The sequence below is a fragment of the Pelagicoccus mobilis genome, from assembly GCF_016595505.1.
GTDB lineage: Bacteria > Verrucomicrobiota > Verrucomicrobiia > Opitutales > Opitutaceae > Pelagicoccus > Pelagicoccus mobilis.
The window spans coordinates 1-2,784 of the sequence record NZ_JAENIL010000124.1 but is presented as its reverse complement, the minus strand read 5'-3'; the positions used below and the strand labels follow the sequence as shown (position 1 = coordinate 2,784).

Genomic DNA, 2,784 nt, shown 5'->3' with positions numbered 1-2,784 from the left:
CTGACCGCAACCTTAACCGAACCGCCTTGGTACGTGATCCGTATGCCGGGTGGTGTGAGAGGGGAGGAGCCGTGAGGCTCCCCTCTATCTCGATTGGGAGAAGAAACAAAATGAAACGAGACAGGCAACTATCAGCGATTCTCCTTTCCGGACTGGTCGCCTTGCTTTTGCACGGTTGCGGAAAAACAGAGAGCAACAGTGCTCTAACGACCGTACTACATCGAGAGTTTCTAATTGGAAATCAAAGCTACTCTTTCAATCTTCTCTATACTTCTGAAGATCCGTCAACAGCCGAAGGATTGGTTCGTTTTACTCCAGTCGCCGTAAACAAAGATTCACAAAAAATACAGATAGCCGCGATTGATCCTCCGACAGCAAAAGGATATGAAGTCGCAGTTCAGGAGCTGGGACAAAGCCTAGGCTACTACAGAGAAGGGACAGTTATTTTCTACGACGAAAGAAAAGACGAAGTCTTCACCCTGCTCGTAGATCAATCATTCGAAGACATAAGCAACGAAGAACTCTTCAACGAAAGAATTAGAGCAAAACTTGAAGAACTAAATAGATCCCAACAAGGCGTGCCAGGCAACGGCGGCTAACGCCCCCGTCGCCTGCACTCAGCGTTAGCAAAAAAGTGAAGACTCGAAACAAAGCTCTGACCGCAATAATTCTAGCTTACGCCATTCAGTGTCTTCTCGTCCTTAACGCCTACTTCTTCCCAATCGCACAAACTGAATTCAAAACCGAAAGGCACGTAATAAGAAATGGATACAAATTACCGTTTTCATTCATACCATTGTTGGGAGCGATCGGACTACTCCCTGGAACCACGGTAACTCTCTACCTGTACGATTCAGCAGGAGAAAGAATTGAAATACGTGGATTTGATCTCGTCCAAGATGTTCACGAAGCATATCCCAATGTCTGGAAAGATAAACAAAAGTGATGCTAACCAGTCAGTCGTCACAACTCCGGAGGCTCCGCCTCCTACGTCGTGACACTTCGGCGTTCTGCAAAAATAGAAAATGAAGATAACCCCAAAACACGGATACATCCTATTCGGACTTTCATTCATTTGCCCAAACCTGACCCTAGATATGATCGGCATCAACTTAGCAGTCGATTCTGTCCTTGGCGGCGTCGGAGGTTTGTTGGACGGCTTATCTAGGATTCCATCATCGATTTATGGACTTAGCCTGTTCGCATTGAATTTCTCGATCATACCTGGAGCAGAAATAAAGAATGGATTAAGAAAATTGATAGCGATTTGGCCATGGACGCTACTAGCATTTTCATTCTTTGGGTTTGGAGGGATCGGATTCATACTAGCGATAAGTCCACCATTTCTGATCTGGGCTGCTTCGATTAGCTTGATCAACATTCTGGAAATAAAAACTCAGCAGAACCAGTCAGTGCTCACAACTCCGGAGGCTGCGCCTCCTACGTCGTGAGACTTCGGCGTTCTGCAAAAAAAAGATGACGAAGCAAAACCTCACAGATCTGTTATTCGCGTTTCCGATCCTTCTTCTCGTAGTCGGCCTTCCAGCATCCGCCTACTGGAACTTTGACCTACCCATCGCCTTAGTCATCATTGCACCACTCATTGTCTTCCTTCTCTGGATACTTAGCCTCTCAGAAATAGCCAAACTGAAAGATGAAGGAAAGAATGGGGAGATGGTCGTCTGGTTGTTTATCGTCCTTTTAGCCCCTGCGATCGGTGCCTACATTTACTACATCTACGAATTAAGAAGAAAGTGGTTTCCGTATCCAGCTGGCCATCCAGCCTTGCTACCTTTGGAAGAAGAAAAATATGCAGAACCAGGCAGTGGAGGCAATGCCGACAAACGCTCGCCTCTTTGACTACGATCCCATGAAAATCAACCTCAACAGACTTGGAACCTTAACCGAAGTCGGCATCGCCTCACTTTGACGTTGGCAGAAACAAATGGAGATAATCTCAAAAGTCATAGAAGTGATTCTAACCGCCGGTCTCATAGGCAGTGCGATCACTTTCATGGCATGCGTCATTCTCATGTTCGCGACGATCATCTCGATCATGATCGCACAACGCAGAGAGAAACTTTCCTATCAGGAACTAGGAAAACTGAGCGGAATAGAAAAATACAAAAATAGAACCGAAAGAATAAGAAGGATAGCATTTCGAGCATGGTGGGCAGCATTGGCTTTCGGTCTTTCACTCATAATTTCAGTAGTCGTATTTGGATTAACCTCAGCAGCTTTTGAGTAGAGAATGAAAAATAAGATATGCCAACCAGGCAGCGCACACAATGTCGGCAAACGCCCGCCTCTTTCGTATCGACCCATGAAAATCAACCCCAACGAACATGGAACCTCGACCGAAGCCGACATCGTGTGGCTTTGACGTTATGTGAAGAAATGAAAGAATCTAAAAAGCTAGGTCTACGAAAGCTTCTGATGATTGCGTTTCTCATCGGCAGCATTTCGGTAGGGACAGCCATAGTTTTGGTTTCGATCTATTTCGCCTTCGACACATATCGACTCTACAAAGAACATGGAATATTTGGATACGGACTTATCCTTATGAGTCTTACCGGGATCGGGGTAGGCATATCGATTCCACTGTTTGTCGTTCCGTTGGCTAGGATTGCTTTAAACTCAATCAGAAATGAAAAAGAAATCCTCATAAAAAACGGAATAGAAGGACTCAATGAATTCCGAGAGACTAACGAAGCGATTTACCCCAAGAAATTCGGCCTCAACAAAACTAAAAATATTACATAACCAATCGGCTCACACAACGAG

Annotated in this window: 6 protein-coding genes; all 6 read left to right on the top strand. The window is 45.2% G+C overall.

Features of this window, described 5'->3' with window-relative positions; translation table 11 throughout:
• Positions 1 to 599: hypothetical protein (locus JIN87_RS27765; RefSeq protein ID WP_234033677.1), on the top strand; the 599-nt coding region annotated here is incomplete at its 5' end.
• Between the two features lie 35 nt (positions 600 to 634).
• Positions 635 to 946 (top strand): hypothetical protein, encoded by a 312-nt coding sequence (locus tag JIN87_RS27760; protein WP_200359958.1) that lies wholly within the window; start codon positions 635 to 637, stop codon positions 944 to 946.
• A 79-nt stretch (positions 947 to 1,025) separates the two neighbouring features.
• Positions 1,026 to 1,451 carry a hypothetical protein gene (locus JIN87_RS27755; RefSeq protein ID WP_200359956.1) on the top strand — a complete coding sequence of 142 codons (426 nt, stop codon included), beginning with the start codon at positions 1,026 to 1,028 and terminating at the stop codon, positions 1,449 to 1,451.
• Between the two features lie 25 nt (positions 1,452 to 1,476).
• Entirely contained in the window at positions 1,477 to 1,860 is a 384-nt protein-coding gene (locus JIN87_RS27750) for a hypothetical protein (RefSeq protein ID WP_200359954.1), read from the top strand.
• An 85-nt stretch (positions 1,861 to 1,945) separates the two neighbouring features.
• The gene (locus JIN87_RS27745) at positions 1,946 to 2,248 is read left to right on the top strand and encodes a hypothetical protein (RefSeq protein ID WP_200359952.1); all 303 of its coding nucleotides are present in this window, start codon (positions 1,946 to 1,948) and stop codon (positions 2,246 to 2,248) included.
• 149 nt (positions 2,249 to 2,397) lie between these two features.
• Positions 2,398 to 2,763, top strand: a complete 366-nt coding sequence (locus tag JIN87_RS27740; protein WP_200359950.1) for a hypothetical protein — start codon at positions 2,398 to 2,400, stop codon at positions 2,761 to 2,763.
• Positions 2,764 to 2,784: the final 21 nt, after the last annotated feature.